Source organism: Klebsiella ornithinolytica, assembly GCF_030505655.1.
In the GTDB taxonomy this organism is placed as follows: domain Bacteria; phylum Pseudomonadota; class Gammaproteobacteria; order Enterobacterales; family Enterobacteriaceae; genus Klebsiella; species Klebsiella ornithinolytica.
Genome location: NZ_CP130153.1, coordinates 3,447,090 through 3,465,710 on the forward strand (window position 1 = coordinate 3,447,090; position 18,621 = coordinate 3,465,710).

The 18,621-nt window shown below is 56.1% G+C and carries 17 protein-coding genes; 11 read left to right on the forward strand and 6 right to left on the reverse strand.

What is annotated here, in order from left to right; genetic code table 11:
* Window positions 1-440: 440 nt before the first annotated feature.
* The 3 genes from phoP (at window position 441) to Q1L34_RS16550 (ending at window position 3,824) form a co-directional block, all read left to right on the forward strand.
* Window positions 441-1,115 (forward strand): two-component system response regulator PhoP, encoded by a 675-nt coding sequence (phoP, locus tag Q1L34_RS16540; protein ID WP_004860631.1) that lies wholly within the window; start codon window positions 441-443, stop codon window positions 1,113-1,115.
* Window positions 1,112-2,578 (forward strand): two-component system sensor histidine kinase PhoQ, encoded by a 1,467-nt coding sequence (phoQ, locus tag Q1L34_RS16545; RefSeq protein ID WP_032717229.1) that lies wholly within the window; start codon window positions 1,112-1,114, stop codon window positions 2,576-2,578. Before phoP ends, phoQ begins: the two co-directional genes overlap by 4 nt.
* A 124-nt stretch (window positions 2,579-2,702) precedes the next feature.
* Window positions 2,703-3,824, forward strand: a complete 1,122-nt coding sequence (locus Q1L34_RS16550) for a ribosomal protein uL16 3-hydroxylase (RefSeq protein ID WP_004860624.1) — start codon at window positions 2,703-2,705, stop codon at window positions 3,822-3,824.
* Window positions 3,825-4,203: 379 nt separating this feature from the next.
* On the opposite strand, the gene Q1L34_RS16555 is transcribed toward Q1L34_RS16550, so the two are convergent.
* Both Q1L34_RS16555 and pepT read right to left on the reverse strand, forming a co-directional pair.
* Entirely contained in the window at window positions 4,204-4,707 is a 504-nt protein-coding gene (locus Q1L34_RS16555; protein ID WP_032717228.1) for an REP-associated tyrosine transposase, read from the reverse strand.
* Window positions 4,708-5,055: 348 nt separating this feature from the next.
* Window positions 5,056-6,285 carry a peptidase T gene (gene pepT / locus Q1L34_RS16560; protein ID WP_004860623.1) on the reverse strand — a complete coding sequence of 410 codons (1,230 nt, stop codon included), beginning with the start codon at window positions 6,283-6,285 and terminating at the stop codon, window positions 5,056-5,058.
* Between the two features lie 274 nt (window positions 6,286-6,559).
* On the opposite strand from pepT, the gene potA reads away from it, so the two are divergent.
* From potA to Q1L34_RS16585, 5 genes are all read left to right on the forward strand, one after another.
* The gene (gene potA / locus Q1L34_RS16565) at window positions 6,560-7,678 is read left to right on the forward strand and encodes a spermidine/putrescine ABC transporter ATP-binding protein PotA (protein ID WP_064357164.1); all 1,119 of its coding nucleotides are present in this window, start codon (window positions 6,560-6,562) and stop codon (window positions 7,676-7,678) included.
* A complete protein-coding gene (potB, locus tag Q1L34_RS16570; protein WP_004860619.1) occupies window positions 7,662-8,519 on the forward strand; it encodes a spermidine/putrescine ABC transporter permease PotB in 858 nt (285 codons plus the stop codon). The genes potA and potB overlap by 17 nt, the downstream gene beginning before the upstream one ends.
* Window positions 8,516-9,301 (forward strand): spermidine/putrescine ABC transporter permease PotC, encoded by a 786-nt coding sequence (gene potC / locus Q1L34_RS16575; RefSeq protein WP_004860615.1) that lies wholly within the window; start codon window positions 8,516-8,518, stop codon window positions 9,299-9,301. Before potB ends, potC begins: the two co-directional genes overlap by 4 nt.
* On the forward strand, window positions 9,298-10,344 hold the full coding sequence (potD, locus tag Q1L34_RS16580) for a spermidine/putrescine ABC transporter substrate-binding protein PotD (RefSeq protein WP_004860611.1): 1,047 nt from the start codon (window positions 9,298-9,300) through the stop codon (window positions 10,342-10,344). Before potC ends, potD begins: the two co-directional genes overlap by 4 nt.
* Window positions 10,345-10,450: 106 nt before the next feature.
* Window positions 10,451-10,972, forward strand: a complete 522-nt coding sequence (locus tag Q1L34_RS16585) for an isoprenylcysteine carboxylmethyltransferase family protein (protein ID WP_088884055.1) — start codon at window positions 10,451-10,453, stop codon at window positions 10,970-10,972.
* Between the two features lie 24 nt (window positions 10,973-10,996).
* On the opposite strand, the gene Q1L34_RS16590 is transcribed toward Q1L34_RS16585, so the two are convergent.
* Together Q1L34_RS16590 and Q1L34_RS16595 are read right to left on the reverse strand one after the other, a co-directional pair.
* A complete protein-coding gene (locus tag Q1L34_RS16590; protein WP_327204198.1) occupies window positions 10,997-12,634 on the reverse strand; it encodes a long-chain fatty acid--CoA ligase in 1,638 nt (545 codons plus the stop codon).
* A gap of 305 nt (window positions 12,635-12,939) precedes the next feature.
* The gene (locus Q1L34_RS16595) at window positions 12,940-13,659 is read right to left on the reverse strand and encodes a response regulator transcription factor (protein WP_004860603.1); all 720 of its coding nucleotides are present in this window, start codon (window positions 13,657-13,659) and stop codon (window positions 12,940-12,942) included.
* Window positions 13,660-13,803: 144 nt separating this feature from the next.
* Between Q1L34_RS16595 and Q1L34_RS16600 the strand changes: the two genes are divergently transcribed.
* The 3 genes from Q1L34_RS16600 to Q1L34_RS16610 are packed head-to-tail and all read left to right on the forward strand — an operon-like array spanning window position 13,804 to window position 15,524.
* Window positions 13,804-14,415: a cytochrome b/b6 domain-containing protein gene (locus Q1L34_RS16600; protein WP_064357789.1), complete on the forward strand. Its 612-nt coding sequence runs from the start codon at window positions 13,804-13,806 to the stop codon at window positions 14,413-14,415.
* Between the two features lie 52 nt (window positions 14,416-14,467).
* Window positions 14,468-15,214 (forward strand): molybdopterin-dependent oxidoreductase, encoded by a 747-nt coding sequence (locus tag Q1L34_RS16605; RefSeq protein ID WP_434064503.1) that lies wholly within the window; start codon window positions 14,468-14,470, stop codon window positions 15,212-15,214.
* Window positions 15,215-15,263: 49 nt separating this feature from the next.
* A complete protein-coding gene (locus tag Q1L34_RS16610; RefSeq protein ID WP_004860594.1) occupies window positions 15,264-15,524 on the forward strand; it encodes a pentapeptide MXKDX repeat protein in 261 nt (86 codons plus the stop codon).
* 104 nt (window positions 15,525-15,628) lie between these two features.
* On the opposite strand, the gene tkt is transcribed toward Q1L34_RS16610, so the two are convergent.
* Window positions 15,629-17,632, reverse strand: coding sequence for a transketolase (gene tkt, locus Q1L34_RS16615; protein ID WP_327204200.1), 2,004 nt, complete (start codon window positions 17,630-17,632; stop codon window positions 15,629-15,631).
* An 18-nt stretch (window positions 17,633-17,650) separates the two neighbouring features.
* Complete coding sequence (gene tal, locus Q1L34_RS16620) at window positions 17,651-18,601, reverse strand: transaldolase (protein WP_004860586.1); 951 nt, start codon at window positions 18,599-18,601, stop codon at window positions 17,651-17,653.
* Window positions 18,602-18,621 lie beyond the last annotated feature (20 nt).

An 18,621-nucleotide genomic window follows, 5' to 3' on the forward strand; every position in this document is an offset into this window, starting at 1 on the left:
TCGCTGATACGATGCGGATTCTTTTAGTTGCTCTTTGTCGGCCGTTTCTGGCGGGGTTTTCAGCCAAAGCTGAAGAAAAGAAAACTAAGATTAAACATGCTGTTAGCATCAGAAAGTCGGTTCCAACCCACTCAGTCTCATCCCTGAACGCTCTGCGCCGGGATACTCTTCCCGGGCAGCCCCACCATTTTATCCACACAATGTTCGTCGGGCTGGCAACAGGAGGATAAACTTGCCAATATATGCCCACGATATGCCCCTTCTCTTGCCGGATGTATATCGGGCGCTGGCGCTACCGCCCTCTCTCTACCGGCGTGGCAGGCCAGAAAACAGGACGGCTGGCGAAGTTATATCGCAAGCCTTTCATTTACAGCCGTTTAAATTCAGTATATCTATTCAGCGCTACACTATTCGAAACCAAAATAAACGGGAGAAAAGGCATGCGCGTACTCGTCGTTGAGGATAACGCTTTACTGCGCCATCACCTGAAAGTTCAGCTCCAGGAATTAGGCCATCAGGTGGACGCAGCAGAAGATGCAAAGGAAGCCGATTACTATCTGGGTGAGCACGTGCCGGATATCGCCATTGTCGATCTGGGTCTGCCCGATGAAGACGGTCTTTCACTGATTCGCCGCTGGCGCAGTCATGACGTGTCGGTTCCGGTACTGGTGTTGACCGCCCGTGAAGGCTGGCAGGATAAAGTCGAGGTGCTGAGCGCCGGGGCGGACGACTACGTCACCAAACCGTTCCATATTGAAGAGGTCGCGGCGCGCATGCAGGCGCTACTGCGTCGCAACAGCGGCCTGGCGTCACAGGTTATTTCTCTGCCGCCTTTCCAGGTTGACCTGTCACGCCGCGAGCTATCGATTAACGAACAGCCCATCAAGCTGACCGCATTTGAATACACCATTATGGAAACGCTGATCCGTAACCGTGGCAAAGTCGTCAGCAAAGATTCGTTAATGCTCCAGCTCTACCCCGATGCTGAACTGCGCGAAAGTCACACCATCGACGTACTGATGGGACGGCTGCGGAAAAAAATTCAGACTCAGCATCCGCATGACGTCATTACGACCGTGCGCGGCCAGGGCTATTTATTTGAACTACGCGAATGAAAAGCCCGCTCCGGCATATTTTGCCGCTTTCTTTACGCGTTCGTTTTCTGCTGGCGACGGCGGCAGTGGTGCTGGTGCTTTCGCTGGCCTACGGCATGGTTGCGCTGGTGGGCTACAGCGTCAGCTTTGATAAAACCACCTTCCGCCTGCTGCGCGGCGAAAGTAACCTGTTCTATATGCTGGCAAAGTGGGAAAACAACCATATCGACGTGGATATCCCCGAAAACCTCAACATGCAGAGCCCGACGGTGACATTGATATACGATGCCAAAGGCAAACTGCTGTGGATGCAGCGCGATGTCGGCTGGCTGGCAAAACGCATTCAACCTGAATGGCTGAAAAGAAACGGCTTCCACGAAATCGAGTCCGACGTTGACAGCAGTAGCATGCTGCTGCGCAACAATCATCAGTTCCAGGAGGAGCTGGACGCTCTTCGCCAGCAGGATGATGGTTCCGAAATGACCCACTCGGTGGCGATCAATATCTACCCGGCAACCGATAAGCTGCCGCAGCTGAGCATCGTGGTGATCGACACCATTCCTGTCGAACTGAAACGCTCTTATATGGTCTGGAGCTGGTTTATCTATGTGCTGGTTGCCAACCTGCTGCTGGTGATCCCGCTGCTTTGGGTGGCGGCCTGGTGGAGCCTGCGCCCCATCGAGTCGCTGGCAAAAGAGGTCCGCGAGCTGGAAGAGCATCACCGCGAAATGCTCAATCCGAATACCACCCGCGAACTGACCCGACTGGTCAGCAACCTTAACCGGCTACTGACAAGCGAGCGCGAGCGCTACGACAAATATCGCACCACGCTGACCGATCTGACCCATAGTCTGAAAACGCCGCTGGCCGTGCTGCAAAGCACCCTGCGTTCTTTACGCGGCGAGAAGATTGACCTCAATGAAGCAGAACCGATCATGCTGGAGCAGATCAGCCGCATCTCACAGCAAATTGGCTACTACCTGCATCGCGCCAGTATGCGCAGCGGCGGTACCCTGCTCAGCCGCGAACTGCACCCCATTGCGCCGCTGCTCGACAAGTTGACCTCGGCGCTGAACAAGGTTTACCAGCGCAAAGGGGTCAATATCAGTCTCGATATCTCTCCGGAGATCAGCTTTGTCGGCGAACAGAATGATTTTATGGAAGTGATGGGCAACGTGCTGGATAACGCCTGCAAATACTGCCTGGAATTTGTCGAAGTTTCCGTGCGTCAGACCAACGACAACCACCTGCATATTCTGGTGGAAGATGATGGCCCCGGTATCCCGCTGAACCAGCGGACTGCCGTATTCGATCGCGGGCAACGAGCCGATACGCTGCGACCAGGCCAGGGCGTAGGACTTTCCGTCGCCCGGGAGATCGTTGAGCAATACGATGGCGACATTCTCACCGGCGAAAGTCTGCTCGGCGGAGCCTGCATGGAGGTCGTTTTCGGCCGCCAGCTGCCCGACGATACGGAAAGCTGAACCGCCCCGCTTCCCGCGCCTGGGCAAACTCTGTGACTGCGAAGCACAATCGCCGTCAACAAAGAGGCAGTTTGAAGCATGGCGTGTATAATCCCAGACAGACACCTGCTGTGGAATAAATAAAATGGATTATCAATTAACGCTCAACTGGCCTGACTTTATCGAACGCTACTGGCAAAAACGCCCGGTAGTCCTCAAGCGCGGCTTCGCTAATTTCGTCGATCCCATTAGCCCGGATGAACTGGCCGGGCTGGCGATGGAAAGCGAAGTCGATAGCCGCCTGGTCAGCCACCAGGACGGGAAATGGCAGGTCAGCCATGGCCCTTTCGAAAGCTACGATCACCTGAGCGAAAACAACTGGTCGCTGCTGGTACAGGCGGTGAATAACTGGCACGAGCCGACGGCCGCGCTGATGCAGCCCTTCCGCGCGCTCCCCGACTGGCGTATTGATGATCTGATGATCTCTTTCTCCGTGCCCGGCGGCGGCGTAGGTCCCCATCTCGATCAGTACGACGTGTTTATCATCCAGGGAACCGGCCGGCGTCGCTGGCGCGTGGGCGATAAAGTCCCGATGAAGCAGCACTGTCCACATCCGGACCTGCTGCAGGTGGATCCGTTCGACGCCATCATTGATGAAGAGATGGAGCCGGGCGATATTCTCTATATTCCGCCGGGATTCCCGCATGAGGGTTATTCCCTGGAAAACTCGCTCAACTATTCGGTGGGCTATCGCGCGCCAAATGCCCGCGAGCTGTTCAGCGGCTTTGCCGACTATATTCTGCAGCGTGAACTGGGCAGCCAGCGCTATGCCGATCCGGATGTGCCTTCCCGCGATCACCCGGCGGATATTCTGCCGGCTGAACTCGACCGCCTGCGCGATATGATGCTGGGGTTGATTAACCAGCCAGAGCATTTTAAGCAGTGGTTTGGCGAGTTTATCACCCAGTCCCGCCACGAGCTGGACGTGGCTCCCGCCGAGCCGCCGTATCAGCCTGATGAGATTTACGACGCGCTGCAACAGGGCGATCGCCTGGTGCGGCTGGGCGGGCTACGCGTGCTGCGTATCGATGGCGAGGTGTTCGTCAACGGCGAGAAAATAAATTCGCCGCACCGTCCGGCGCTGGACGCGCTGGCAACGCATCTGTCGCTTAACGCGGAACATTTTGGCGATGCGCTGGAAGACCCGTCGTTCCTCGCGATGCTGGCCGCGCTGGTCAACTGCGGCTACTGGTTCTTCGAGGACTAAACCGCGCGATGCCCGGTGGCGGCTCGCGCCTTACCGGGCCTACGGGCCGGACGCCGGAATGGTGTATCGCTCCGCATGTATTGCCCGGTGGCGGCTTGCGCCTTACCGGGCCTCCGGGCCGGGTGCCGGGATTGTGTATCGCACCGCATGTATTGCCCGGTGGCGGCTCACGCCTTATCGGGCCTACGGACCGGACGCCGGGATTGTGTATCGCACCACATATATTGCCCGGTGGCGGCTCACGCCTTACCGGACCTACGGGCCGGACGCCGGGATTGTGTATCGCACCGCATGTATTGCCCGGTGGCGGCTCACGCCTTACCGGGCCTACGGGCTGAATGTGAGGCCGGATTCTGTAGGCCGGGTAAGGCGCAAGCCGTCACCCGGCGTTCTGTCTGCGCTCTCCGGCGTCAAAATCGGCAACCTCCCCGGCCCAATCCGGCGGATACACCCCGAGACTCACATCACGATGAAACGTTGAATACGGCCAGTCAATCACCCTCTTCACATAGCCATGCTTCACCGGATTGATATAAACGTAATCCATATGCCGTCGGTAATCGTCTTCGTTACGTATCGCATGTTCCCAGAAACGATGTTGCCAGACCTCGCGCATACCCAGTTCGCGGGTGAACGTTTTTTTAATATCCCGCCAGCGTCCCGAATAATCGGTATCACCTTCCGGTAACGTCCAGATAGCGTGCATATGTTCGGGTAAAATAACCCACGCGTTAATCAGAAAGGGCTTTTTGCGTTTAATGGCGGCTGTCACAGTACGAAGCCGATCGATATGGCGGGTCAAAAGATCGCTTTGCCGATTTCGCAAATTGACAGTAAAGAACCAGGTGCCGCCGGGGATATTGCTGCGGCGGTAATTTGACATCAGAGGTTATCTCCTCTTCCGCAGGTACGGAGTCTTTGCCAACCGCACGTTTTTATATTGCCCGGTGGCGGCTCGCGCCTTACCGGGCCTACGGACCGGACGCCGGAATGGTGTATCGCTCCGCATGTATTGCCCGGTGGCGGCTCACGCCTTACCGGGCCTACGGACCGGACGCCGGGATTGTGTATCGCACCGCATATATTGCCCGGTGGCGGCTCGCGCCTTACCGGGCCTACGGACCGGACGCCGGGATTGTGTATCGCACCGCATATATTGCCCGGTGGCGGCTTGCGCCTTACCGGGCGTATAGCCCGGATAAGTGCCGCGCTATCCGGCGGCTCTCCGCGATCAGACGCCGCGTTTTGCCGTCAGCTCCGCGATGCGCACAATCACCTGAACCGCCTTCTCCATCCCCTCCAGCGTGACGAACTCATGCTTGCCGTGATAGTTATAGCCGCCGGTAAACAGGTTCGGACAAGGGAGTCCCATAAAGGAGAGCTGCGCACCGTCGGTACCGCCGCGAATTGGCTTCATTTGCGGTTCAATATCGCAATCCACCATCGCCTGGCGGGCAATCTCGACGACGTGCGGGTGCGACATCACTTTTTCATGCATATTGTAATAGCTGTCTTCAATCACCAGCTCAATATAGCAATCCGGATGCAGCCCTTTACCGACCTTTTTGGCAATTTCCATCATTTTGCGCTTGCGGGCCTCGAACTGCTTACGGTCAAAGTCGCGAATGATGTAGTGCATTTCGGCCCGGTCAACGCTGCCTTTCATGCTCGCCAGATGGTAAAAACCTTCGTAGCCTTCGGTGGTTTCCGGCACCTCGTCGGCAGGGATTTCCGCATGAATCCGTGCCGCCAGCGACAGCGCATTCACCATCACCCCTTTTGCGGTGCCCGGATGGACATTATTGCCCACGATCTTAATGGTCACCGACGCGGCGTTGAAGTTTTCAAACTCCAGCTCGCCCACGCCACCGCCGTCGACGGTATAGGCCCAGCGGGCGTCAAACGCGGCGACGTCAAAATGCTTCGCCCCTTTCCCGACCTCTTCGTCCGGCGTGAAGGCCACGCGAATATCGCCGTGAGGAATGTTTTTCGCCTTCAGCGTCGCCAGCGCGGTCATTATCTCGGCAATACCGGCCTTGTCATCGGCGCCAAGCAGCGTTTTGCCATCGGTGGTGATCAGCGTTTGCCCGAGCAGCTGGTGCAGGACCGGGAACATCACCGGGGAGAGCACTTCATCGCCAATCCCGAGAGCGATATCACCGCCACGGTAGTTTTCAACGATTTGCGGGTTTACGTTTTTGCCGCTGAAGTCCGGCGCCGTGTCGACGTGGGAAATAAAGCCAATGGGCGGAATAGCGCCGGCAACGTTGGCCGGAAGGGTTCCCATCACCGTCCCTTTCTCACTTAGCGTTACATTAACCAGTCCCATCTCTTCCAGCTGCGCCTGCAGCAGGCGTAACAGCTTCCACTGACCTTCCGTGCTTGGAACCTGACGCACGCCAGGCTTCGACTGTGTGTCCAGAGAAACGTACTGTAAAAAACGCTCAAGCAATTTATCCATGTAGCCACCCTCATCTTTTGTGACAACATTATTCATAAGCCCGAAAAGACAAATATTGCGTCAGGTCATTTTTAGCCCGGCAAATAAAAATTTAATACATGAACCGACGTATTGTTGTAAAGGTCGTGCATCCATATGAGACAGGCATTGGCGATCGCAAGCGATTGCCGTAGAATGCTTGCCCTCGTTTATTATGCGCAACCGCAAAGGTGGTTAACCACAAACCCCGCAACGGTCAATCGTCCGCTGCGTCTACATGGGACAGAGTTAAAAATTGAATATACAACCGCGTTCGCTTTCGCCGCTGGTGCAACTGGCGGGAATTCGCAAAAGCTTTGATGGAAAAACGGTTATCTCAGATCTGAATCTGACCATCAACAACGGTGAGTTTCTCACCCTGCTTGGCCCCTCTGGCTGCGGTAAAACCACCGTTCTTCGTCTTATTGCCGGGCTTGAAAACGTCGACAGCGGGCGAATTCATCTCGAAGATCAGGACATCACTCATGTTCCGGCGGAAAACCGCCACGTCAATACCGTCTTTCAAAGCTACGCTCTGTTTCCCCATATGAGCGTATTCGAAAACGTCGCCTTCGGTCTGCGGATGCAGAAAACGCCGGCGGCGGAAATCACGCCTCGCGTCCTCGATGCGCTACGCATGGTCCAGCTGGAGGAGTTTGCCCAACGCAAACCGCATCAGCTCTCCGGCGGCCAGCAGCAGCGGGTGGCTATCGCCCGGGCAGTGGTCAACAAACCGCGCCTGCTGCTGCTGGATGAGTCCCTGTCGGCGCTGGATTACAAGCTGCGTAAACAGATGCAAAACGAGCTGAAGGCGCTGCAGCGTAAGCTTGGCATCACCTTCGTCTTCGTCACCCACGATCAGGAAGAGGCCCTGACCATGTCCGACCGCATCGTGGTCATGCGCGATGGGAAAATCGAGCAGGACGGCACGCCGCGTGAAATCTACGAAGAGCCGAAAAACCTGTTCGTCGCCAGTTTTATCGGCGAGATTAATCTGTTTAATGCAACGGTCATTGAACGCCTTGACGAGCAGCGCGTCCGCGCCAGTGTTGAAGGCCGTGAATGCAATATCTACGTCAACTTCCCCGTCAAGCGGGGCCAGCGGCTGAACGTTCTGCTGCGCCCGGAAGATCTGCGCGTCGATGAAGTCCACGACGGCAGCGATGCCGACGGACTGATCGGCTACATCCGCGAGCGCAACTACAAAGGCATGACGCTGGAGTCGGTTGTCGAACTGGAAAATGGCAAAATGGTGATGGTCAGTGAATTCTTTAACGAAGACGATCCGGACTTTGACCACCCGCTTGACCAGAAAATGGCCATTAACTGGGTAGAAAGCTGGGAGGTTGTGCTGGCAGATGAAGAACACAAGTAAATTCCAGAATGTGGTGATCGCCACTATCGTGGGTTGGCTTGTGCTGTTTGTGTTCCTGCCCAACCTGATGATCATCGGTACCAGTTTTTTGACCCGCGACGACGCCAGTTTCGTCAAGCTGGTCTTCACGCTGGATAACTACACGCGCCTGCTGGATCCGCTCTATTACGACGTGCTGCTGCACTCGCTCAATATGGCGCTGCTGGCGACCCTGGCCTGCCTGGCGCTCGGCTATCCTTTCGCCTGGTTTCTGGCCAGGCTGCCGGAAAAAGTGCGTCCGCTGCTGCTGTTTCTGCTGATCGTGCCGTTCTGGACCAACTCATTGATCCGTATCTACGGGCTGAAAATATTCCTCAGCACCAAAGGGTATCTCAACGAGTTTCTGCTGTGGCTGGGGGTGATTGATACGCCGCTGCGCATCATGTACACCCCGTCCGCGGTCATCATCGGACTGGTCTATATTCTGCTGCCGTTTATGGTGATGCCGCTCTACTCCAGTATTGAGAAGCTGGATCGTCCTCTGCTGGAAGCGGCAAGGGATCTGGGCGCCAGCAAGCTGCAAACCTTTATCCGCATCATTATTCCACTGACGATGCCGGGCATTATTGCCGGCTGCCTGCTGGTGATGCTGCCGGCGATGGGGCTGTTCTACGTCTCGGATCTGATGGGCGGCGCTAAAAACCTGTTGATCGGTAACGTTATCAAGAGTCAGTTCCTGAATATCCGCGACTGGCCGTTTGGCGCCGCAACCAGCATTACTCTGACGCTGGTTATGGGCCTGATGCTGTTAATTTACTGGCGCGCGGCGCGTCTGTTGAATAAGAAGGTGGAGCTCGAATGATCGGTCGACTGCTGCGCGGCGGCTTTATGACCGCCATTTATGCTTACCTTTATATTCCGATCATTATTCTGATCGTCAACTCGTTTAACAGTTCGCGCTTTGGTATTAACTGGCAGGGCTTCACCACCCGGTGGTATAGCCTGTTGATGAACAACGATAGCCTGCTGCAGGCAGCACAGCACTCGCTGACCATGGCGGTGCTATCGGCCACCTTTGCGACGCTGATCGGCTCGCTGACCGCCGTCGCGCTGTATCGCTATCGTTTTCGTGGTAAACCGTTCGTCAGCGGGATGCTGTTCGTGGTGATGATGTCGCCGGATATCGTCATGGCCATCTCCCTGCTGGTGCTGTTTATGCTGATCGGCATCCAGCTCGGGTTCTGGTCGCTGCTGTTTTCGCACATCACCTTCTGCCTGCCTTTCGTGGTGGTGACGGTCTATTCTCGTCTCAAAGGTTTTGATGTGCGGATGCTGGAGGCGGCGAAAGATCTGGGCGCCAGCGAGTTGACCATTCTGCGTAAAATTCTTCTGCCGCTGGCGCTGCCTGCCGTGGCCGCCGGATGGCTGTTGAGCTTTACGCTATCGATGGATGATGTGGTGGTATCGTCATTCGTAACCGGCCCGGGTTACGAGATCCTGCCACTGAAGATCTACTCGATGGTCAAAGTGGGCGTATCGCCGGAAGTGAACGCCCTGGCGACGATTCTGTTAGTTCTGTCGCTGGTGATGGTCATCGCCAGCCAACTGATTGCACGTGATAAAACTCAGGGGACGTTAAAATGAAAAAATGGTCACGCCACCTGCTCGCAGCGGGCGCTCTGGTAATGGGTATCAGCGCCGCGCATGCGGACGACAGCAAAACGCTCTATTTCTATAACTGGACCGAGTATGTACCGCCGGGTCTGCTGGAGCAGTTCACCAAAGAGACCGGCATCAAGGTTATCTATTCCACTTACGAGTCGAATGAAACCATGTATGCCAAACTCAAAACCTATAAAGACGGGGCGTACGATCTGGTGGTGCCTTCCACCTATTTCGTCGACAAGATGCGTAAAGAAGGCATGTTGCAGAAGATCGATAAGAGCAAGCTGACTCACTTCAATAACCTCGATCCGCAGATGCTGAATAAACCGTTCGATCCGGGCAACGATTATTCCATTCCCTACATCTGGGGCGCTACGGCCATTGGCGTCAATAGCGATGCTATCGACCCGAAAACCGTCACCAGCTGGGCCGACCTGTGGAAACCAGAGTATAAGAGCAGCCTGCTGCTGACCGACGATGCGCGGGAAGTGTTCCAGGTTGCCTTACGTAAGCTGGGCTATTCCGGCAATACTACCGACCCGAAAGAGATTGAAGCCGCCTACAACGAGCTGAAAAAACTGATGCCTAACGTGGCGGCGTTTAACTCCGATAACCCGGCCAACCCCTATATGGAAGGCGAAGTGAATCTCGGCATGGTGTGGAACGGTTCGGCATGGGTTGCCCGCCAGTCAGGCACGCCGCTCGAGGTCGTCTGGCCGAAAGAAGGCGGGATCTTCTGGATGGATAGCCTGGCGATTCCGGCGAATGCGAAAAACGTCGACGGCGCGCTCAAGCTGATTAACTTCCTGCTGCGCCCGGAAGTGGCAAAACAGGTGGCGGAAACCATCGGCTACCCGACGCCAAACCTCGCCGCGCGTAAAATGCTCAGCCCGGAAGTCGCCAATGATAAGTCACTCTACCCGGATGCCGACACCATCGCCAAAGGCGAATGGCAAAACGATGTCGGCAGCGCCAGCACCCTGTATGAAGAGTATTATCAGAAGCTAAAAGCGGGCCGTTAATCCCGTCAGGCGGAGCCCCGGCTCCGCCGTTTTTTTGTCCTCTCTCTGCGTGGCTCAGCTACACTTTTCCTCATGACACCGCTGAATGTCCGGCTCGAGGTTAATCATGATGGCGACGGTATGGCTGTTTCTGGCACTGCTCAATCTGGTCGTATTTACCGCCTTTATCATTCCGCGCAAGCAGCCGGCCGAGGCCTCTCCTCTGTTTCCTGTCGCCGCGATCAAACTCTTAAGGTTCATGTGGCTGGTTCCGATCCTTATTTTTGGCTATAGCCTGTCTCTGGTGGCAACCATTAGCCTGATTGAATGGGGATGTCTGGCGATTGCCGTGATCGGTAATATCCTGATGATAAAAGGCAAACTTGATTTAGGCCGGTGCCATACCTGGGCGGGTTACTATCTGCCCGGCGTGTCGGCTATCAGAACCGGCATTTTTAGATGGCTTCCCCACCCTATGTATACCGGCATCGTTCTGGTCATTCTCTCGTGCAGCATGATTTACGTCACCCACCTGCCGGCTTACATCAGCGCGATGGCGTTGATCTGTTGTCTTTATATCATCATTTTTTTACTGTTCGCCGCTTACAGAGAAAGCAAAATGCTTATGCCCCTGGCTCACGGGGCATAAACCTTAGGGCGGCCAGAAACCGATTTAGCCCGCCTCGCGCCCATCCGCCATCAGAATCTGACCGAACTCGGCGCGCAGTCGGTTTTTCAGGACTTTACCGGTGGCGCTGACGGGGAGCGCATCGATGAACAGAATCCGGTCCGGCAGCTGCCATTTCGGCACCCGTGCCTGGTACCAGGCCAGCAGCTCCGGCTCTTCAATTTCGCCCCCTTCTGCCCTGACGCACAGCAGCACCGGACGCTCATCCCAGCGCGGATGCTGCGCCGCAATCGCCGCCGCGCTGCGAATCGCCGGATGGGCAAGGGCAATATTCTCCAGCTCCACCGTCGAGATCCACTCTCCGCCGGACTTAATGATATCTTTCGTCCGATCGTGAATCACCAGGTAGCCATTCTCATCAAGAGTGCCAATATCGCCGGTATCGAACCAGCCGTCATCGGTCAACGCCGTATCGGGACGACCATAGTAATTTGCCGCCACCCAATGGCCGCGCACCTGCAGATAGCCCTGACTTTCGCCATCGTTGGCCAGCGTCTGGCCCTGCGCATCCACCACCCGCAGATCGATGCCAAAAATGACGCGTCCCTGACCGTGCCCCCGTTTTTCCTGTGTCTCCTGGGTCAGGGCCTTATGTTTGCTCAGCGGCGTGTTGATGGTGCCGATGGGCGAAGTCTCGGTCATCCCCCAGGCATGAATCAGCGCAATATCATAATCGCGGCGGAAGACTTCAATCATCGACGGCGGCAGCGCCGACCCGCCGACAAAAGATCGTTTAAAATGCGGCAGGCGAATATCCGATTTACGCAGCGCGGCAAGCAAACCGGCCCAGATGACCGGAACGCCGAAGGCGACGCTGACCTGCTCTTCGCTCAGCAGCCGCAGCAGGCTGTCGCCGTCCAGATTCGGCCCCGGCAGAACCAGGCGAGCGCCCGCCATCGCGGCAATAAAAGGCGTGCCCCAGGCATTGACGTGGAACATCGGCACCACCGGCAGCAGCGTGTCCTGTGCCGATATACCGGCCGCATCCGGCTGATTGCCGCTCAGCGTATGCAGTACCAGCAAGCGGTGGGTATTCAGCACCCCTTTCGGCTTCCCCGTGGTCCCGGAGGTATAGCACAGCGAGGCTGGAGAATCTTCGCTCACCTCGGGCCAGCGATACGCCGGATCCGCTTCAGCGACCAGCTCATCAAAAAACAGCAGCGCATCCAGCGCGGCGAGCGCTTCGTCATTCCGCGGCGCCAGCAGAACAAAATGCTTTACCGTTGGCAATTGGGGCCGCAGCGCGCAGATAAGCGGCAGAAAGGTGTAGTCGAAAAACAGAATCTCGTCCGCGGCATCATTGATGATAAAGGCGAGATGTTCCGCGGACAGGCGTGGATTGATGGTATGCGTCACCCATCCCCCAGAACTGATGCCAAAATAGATTTCCAGATGACGGCGATTATTCCACGCCAGCGTGCCGCAACGGGCGCCTGCCGGGAGATCCAGCCGATGCATGGCGGAGGCCAGATGCCGGGCGTTATCCGCCACCTCTCCCCAGGTACTGTACTCCCTTCCCCCCAACGTCCCGACCGAGACAATTCCCGTATCGCTATGATATCGCGCGGCATGTTCAATGAGCGCCCGGGTCGTTAAATCCTGATACATCATCGGTGGATGCATGACTGATACTCCGCGACTGGCTGATATGTTGTGTAAGTGATGCGGTCCGGTGTGCACGCGAACTCTCACTAAATCTGGCAACAACCCGGGCAGCCAACCAAAACAGATGTGCAAAATTTAGCGTTCACGCACAACAATTCTCGTCTGGCGGCGGCGAATGTGATGGGAGATGGCTTTTCACCCGCCGCGACAGCGCGCGCTATCGGCAGAAGAGAGGCCGGTGAACGGCGAGCGAGACAGCGGCGCGCAGCGAAGAAAGTACGAGTGGTACTCGCGCCGCATTCGACTCGCGCCGGCGGACTGTTTCAGCAGCCAGGCTCGGGGTGCGGGGCCGTAAATTTGTAGCCTTTTCCCCAAACCGTCAGGATAAACTCCGGCTCCGCCGGATTATCTTCTATTTTCATCCTCAGCCGATTAATGTGCGTGTTGACCGTATGCTCATACCCTTCATGCTGATAGCCCCAGACCTGGTTGAGCAAGCTGATGCGGGAAAAGACCTTATCGGGATGCCTGGCAAAGAACCACAGCAGGTCGAACTCGCGCGGCGTCAGGTCAAGCGGGAGATCGCGCAGGCGCGCTTCGCGCGCAAGCGGGTCGATGGCCAGCCGGTCAATATGCAACATGCCGGCGTCCTGCATCAGATTCTGGGTCATGGCCTCCTGACGGCGGAAGAGCGCCTTCACTCGCGCCACCAGTTCAAGCATTGAAAAGGGTTTCGCGAGGTAGTCATCTGCCCCGAGCTCCAGCCCCAGGACACGATGGACTTCACTTGAGCGCGCGCTGATTATCACTATCGGCATGTAGCTTGCCATAGTGCGGGCATGCCGGCAGATCTCCAGACCGTCGATGCCCGGTAACATCAGATCGAGGATCAGCGCGTCCCAGCCGCCCTGCCTGACCATCGCCAGCCCACCGACGCCTTCAGCAGCATGGCTGATTTCATAGCCCTCTTCGCATAAATGTAGCTGCAGAAGCTCCGCGATATTTTCATCATCTTCAATAATTAACACTTTTTTGGGCTTCATCGCTGCCGCCTTATTGATCGCTTTCAGAGAAAGTCTATACGACATTTGCATCGCGAGTTATCACATTTAATTTAACTTTTCGTGATACATCGGCGAACAGATTCAGGCCACACTGTGATTAACGCAATAACCGGGAATATCATGATGAACAGCCCCTCAGGTCAGGTGAAACCCGCTATCGTTCATCCTTTGTGGTTAAGAATTTGCCACTGGGTCAATGCGCTTTCGATATTAATTATGGTGACCAGCGGCTGGCGTATTTATAACGCATCACCGTTGTTTAATTTTGATATTCCGGATGCACTGACTCTTGGCGGTTGGCTGGCCGGCGCATTGCAATGGCATTTTTCAGCAATGTGGTTATTTGCTCTTAACGGTGTATTTTACCTGCTGATGAATGTTGTCAGCGGACGCTTAAAAAAACAATTCTGGCCGCTGTCGCCACGAGGGGTCATTCACGATTTTATTTCCGCATTACGCGGCAGGCTGACACATGACAATCCCGGCCATTATAACTACGTCCAGAAACTGGCCTATCTCTTCGTCATGCTCGATAGCATTATTCTGGCGCTATCCGGTCTGGTTATCTGGAAGTCTGTGCAGTTTCCGCTGCTACGAACCTTACTCGGGGGATATGACAATGCACGGGTGATTCATTTCCTGGCGATGTCCGCACTGATGGGGTTTGTCGTTATTCATCTGCTGATGGTGCTGCTGGTCCCGAAAACGTTACTGGCGATGCTCCGCGGACGATAAGGAAAATACAGTGAACAATCATAAAAATTTACTCTCCGCAGCCGACAAGACAATCGTCGTTCAGGAGGCGAGCCGGGAAATTAACAAGCAGCTCTCATCGGAAGGCCGCCGCCGCTTTATCAGGCAGGGATTAACCTTTGGCGGCCTGATGCTGTTAACCGGTTGCGATATCAGCAATAACAGCGAGGTCGAAAAAACCTTAAGCCAGATCTCCCGATTTAACGATCGTATTCAACACTGGTTATTTAATCCTGATAACCTTGCGCCGGTTTATCCCGAAAGTAGGATCGCTCGCCCTTTCCCGTTTAATGCATTTTATAGCGAGGATCAGGCGCCTACGATCGATGCCAGCGATTATCGCCTTGAAATTACGGGATTAGTAACGGACAAACGCCCCTGGACACTGGCCGAACTCCATACAATGGCGCAGGTCAGCCATGTCACACGGCATATTTGCGTGGAAGGATGGAGCGCCATTGGTAAATGGGGCGGGGTTCCTTTTGCCCTCTTCCTCAAAAGGATCGGTGCCGATCTGCACGCCAGCTACGTCAGTTTTCGCTGTGCTGATAATTATTATACCAGTATTGACATGGCCACTGCGCTCCATCCCCAGACGATTATTGCATTAACCTACGATGGCCAGCTATTGCCGCGTAAATATGGTTTTCCGATGAAGTTAAGAATTCCAACCAAGCTCGGCTATAAAAACCCGAAACATATTATGGCGATTGAAGTGACCAATCGTTACCCCGGCGGCTACTGGGAAGACCAGGGTTATAACTGGTTCGCGGGTAGTTAATTTATAGCCGTCATCATCCGTTATTTATACAACATGAAGGAATTACCAAATGAAAAAAATGAATACCTTACTGATGTGCTCTGCTTTATTTTTCGGTATATCCAGCGTCTACGCTGCCGATAATATGGCGAAAGATAACATGGCCAAAGATAATATGGGTAAGATGTCTCACAACTGCACGAAAGATAGCATGAAAAAAGAGTGTATGTCGAAAGATGGGATGTCGAAGGATAGTATGAGCAAAGACGGTATGGCCAAAGATTCAATGTCGAAAGACAAAATGGGCAAAGACGCGATGGGTAAACAATAACCGCGCCGCCCGGCGACGAGGTCAAAGGGGTTGCCTGCCGGTTGGTCAGGTAACCCCCTTTTCATTTCATGGAGCCAAAGCCCGCGCGTTCTGCGACGCTATGACTACAGCAGCGCTTTCGCTTTCGCGACCACGTTGTCGACGGTGAAGCCGAACTCTTCGAACAGCTGCTCTGCCGGCGCAGACTCACCGAAGGTGATCATGCCAACGATAGCGCCATTCAGGCCGACGTATTTGAACCAGTAGTCGGCGATGCCGGCTTCAATGGCCACGCGAGCAGAGACCGCTTTCGGCAGCACCGATTCACGGTACGCCGCATCCTGCTTGTCGAACGCGTCGGTAGACGGCATGGAGACCACGCGCGCCTTCACCCCTTCGGCAGTCAGTTTGTCCCACGCGGCAACCGCCAGCTCCACTTCAGAGCCGGTGGCAATGAAGATCAGCTCCGGCTGACCGGCGCACTCTTTCAGCACGTAGCCACCGCGAGCGATGTTCGCCAGCTGCTCTGCAGTACGATCCTGCTGCGCCAGGTTCTGACGGGAGAGGATCAGCGCGGTCGGGCCGTCGTGACGCTCAACGCCATATTTCCACGCCACCGCCGATTCCACCTGGTCACACGGACGCCATGTGGACATGTTCGGGGTCACGCGCAGGGACGCCACCTGCTCTACCGGCTGGTGCGTCGGGCCATCTTCGCCCAGACCGATGGAGTCGTGGGTGTAGACCATCACCTGACGCTGTTTCATCAGCGCCGCCATACGCACCGCGTTACGGGCATATTCCACGAACATCAGGAAGGTGGAGGTGTACGGCAGGAAACCACCGTGCAGAGCGATCCCGTTGGCGATCGCGGTCATGCCGAATTCACGCACGCCGTAATGGATATAGTTACCGGCGGTGTCTTCGTTAATCGCTTTCGAACCAGACCACAGAGTCAGGTTGGACGGCGCCAGGTCAGCAGAGCCGCCGAGGAATTCCGGCAGCAGCGGGCCAAACGCTTCAATCGCATTCTGCGACGCTTTACGGCTGGCGATTTTCGCCGGGTTAGCCTGCAGCTTAGCGATAAATTCACTGGCTTTGGCGTCGAAGTCAGCCGGCATTTCGCCCTTCATACGACGGGTGAATTCAGCGGCTTCCTGCGGGAAGGCTTTGGCGTAGGCGGCGAACTTCTCGTTCCAGGCCGCTTCTTTCGCCTGGCCTGCTTCTTTGGCATCCCACGGTGCGTAGATTTCAGACGGGATTTCGAACGGCGCGTATTTCCAGCCCAGCTGTTCGCGGGTCAGCGCAATCTCTGCATCGCCCAGCGGCGCGCCGTGAGAATCGTGGGTGCCCGCTTTGTTCGGGGAACCGAAGCCAATGATGGTTTTGCACATCAGCAGGGACGGTTTGTCGGTGACCGCACGCGCTTCTTCTACCGCACGTTTGATGGCGTCTGCGTCGTGACCGTCAACGCCGCGCACCACGTGCCAGCCGTAGGCTTCGAAACGTTTAGCGGTGTCGTCGGTGAACCAGCCTTCCACATGACCGTCGATGGAGATACCGTTGTCATCATAGAACGCCACCAGTTTACCCAGTTTCAGGGTACCGGCCAGGGAGCAGACCTCGTGAGAGATCCCTTCCATCATGCAGCCGTCGCCCATGAAGGCGTAGGTGAAGTGGTCAACGATATCGTGGCCCGGACGGTTGAACTGCGCGGCCAGCGTTTTTTCCGCGATAGCCATGCCCACGGCGTTAGCAATACCCTGACCCAGCGGGCCGGTGGTGGTTTCTACGCCAGCGGTGTAGCCCACTTCCGGGTGGCCCGGCGTCTTAGAGTGCAGCTGACGGAAGTTTTTCAGCTCTTCGATCGGCAGATCATAACCGGTGAGGTGCAGCAGGCTGTAAATCAGCATCGAGCCGTGGCCGTTGGACAGCACAAAGCGGTCGCGGTCGGCCCAGGCCGGGTTGTTCGGGTTATGTCTCAGGAAGTCCCGCCACAGGACCTCCGCAATGTCAGCCATCCCCATCGGGGCACCGGGGTGGCCGGATTTGGCTTTCTGTACCGCGTCCATGCTCAGCGCACGCAGTGCGTTGGCGCACAGACGGCGGGGGGTTTTCGTGGTGTTCATGAGCTTCTTTCCCTGCCCTTACAGCATCTGCTGAATCTGGTTTTCCAGTTTGACCTGATCGACGGCGAACAGCCGGATACCTTCCGCCAGTTTTTCCACCGCCATCGGATCCTGATGATGCTGCCAGAGGAACGCCGCCTGCGTCATCGGGCTGGGGCGAGTTTCCGTGACGCAGCCTGGCGCCAGCTGGCGACTCAGCGTCCCTGCACTGGCGGCCAGCTCATCGAGCAGCGCCGGGGAGATGGTCAGACGGTCACAGCCCGCCAGCGCCTGGATCTGCTCAATGCGGCGGAAGCTAGCCCCCATCACCACGGTGTCGTAGCCGTGAGATTTGTAGTACTGATAAATCTGGCGCACGGAAACCACGCCCGGATCGCTGTCGACCTGATACTCAGCCTGCGGCTGGTTTTTCTGATACCAGTCATAAATACGCCCGACGAACGGCGAGATTAAAAAGACGCCCGCTTCGGCGCAGGCCCGCGCCTGTGCGAAGGAGAACAGCAGGGTCAGATTACAGTTGATGCCGCTCTGCTCCAGCTCCTCTGCGGCGCGAATGCCCTCCCAGGTGGCGGCGAGTTTGATGAGGATGCGCTCCGGCCCAATGCCGTTCTTTGCATACATCTGGATAAGCTTGCGCGCTTTCGACACGCACATCCCGCGATCCCAGGCAAAACGGGCATCGACTTCGGTAGAAATACGCCCCGGCACGTGACGTAGCACCTCAGTGCCGATATCCACCGCGACCTGATCACAGGCGTTAATCAGCTGGGTTTCTGCGCTGCCGCCCTGCTGACGCGCCTTGCCGATTGCGTCGGCAATCAGCGCCTGATATTGCGGGAGCTGCGCGGCCTTCAGCACCAGCGAAGGGTTGGTGGTGGCATCCTGCGGGGCAAACTTTTTAATCGATTCGATATCACCGGTATCGGCCACCACGGTGGTATATTTTTTCAGCTCGTCTAACTGGCTCATAGTCTGTTCCTTATATTACG

What these genes read in the sequence shown, in the direction of transcription:
- Q1L34_RS16595 (WP_004860603.1), bottom strand. Translation starts at nt 13,659, where the DNA reads ATGAAGCCCAAAAAAGTGTTAATTATTGAAGATGATGAAAATATCGCG.
- Q1L34_RS16550 (WP_004860624.1), top strand. Translation starts at nt 2,703, where the DNA reads ATGGATTATCAATTAACGCTCAACTGGCCTGACTTTATCGAACGCTAC.
- Q1L34_RS16610 (WP_004860594.1), top strand. Translation starts at nt 15,264, where the DNA reads ATGAAAAAAATGAATACCTTACTGATGTGCTCTGCTTTATTTTTCGGT.
- potC (WP_004860615.1), top strand. Translation starts at nt 8,516, where the DNA reads ATGATCGGTCGACTGCTGCGCGGCGGCTTTATGACCGCCATTTATGCT.
- Q1L34_RS16590 (WP_327204198.1), bottom strand. Translation starts at nt 12,634, where the DNA reads ATGCATCCACCGATGATGTATCAGGATTTAACGACCCGGGCGCTCATT.
- potD (WP_004860611.1), top strand. Translation starts at nt 9,298, where the DNA reads ATGAAAAAATGGTCACGCCACCTGCTCGCAGCGGGCGCTCTGGTAATG.
- pepT (WP_004860623.1), bottom strand. Translation starts at nt 6,285, where the DNA reads ATGGATAAATTGCTTGAGCGTTTTTTACAGTACGTTTCTCTGGACACA.
- phoQ (WP_032717229.1), top strand. Translation starts at nt 1,112, where the DNA reads ATGAAAAGCCCGCTCCGGCATATTTTGCCGCTTTCTTTACGCGTTCGT.
- Q1L34_RS16585 (WP_088884055.1), top strand. Translation starts at nt 10,451, where the DNA reads ATGATGGCGACGGTATGGCTGTTTCTGGCACTGCTCAATCTGGTCGTA.
- Q1L34_RS16555 (WP_032717228.1), bottom strand. Translation starts at nt 4,707, where the DNA reads ATGTCAAATTACCGCCGCAGCAATATCCCCGGCGGCACCTGGTTCTTT.
- potB (WP_004860619.1), top strand. Translation starts at nt 7,662, where the DNA reads ATGAAGAACACAAGTAAATTCCAGAATGTGGTGATCGCCACTATCGTG.
- tkt (WP_327204200.1), bottom strand. Translation starts at nt 17,632, where the DNA reads ATGAACACCACGAAAACCCCCCGCCGTCTGTGCGCCAACGCACTGCGT.
- tal (WP_004860586.1), bottom strand. Translation starts at nt 18,601, where the DNA reads ATGAGCCAGTTAGACGAGCTGAAAAAATATACCACCGTGGTGGCCGAT.
- Q1L34_RS16600 (WP_064357789.1), top strand. Translation starts at nt 13,804, where the DNA reads ATGAACAGCCCCTCAGGTCAGGTGAAACCCGCTATCGTTCATCCTTTG.
- phoP (WP_004860631.1), top strand. Translation starts at nt 441, where the DNA reads ATGCGCGTACTCGTCGTTGAGGATAACGCTTTACTGCGCCATCACCTG.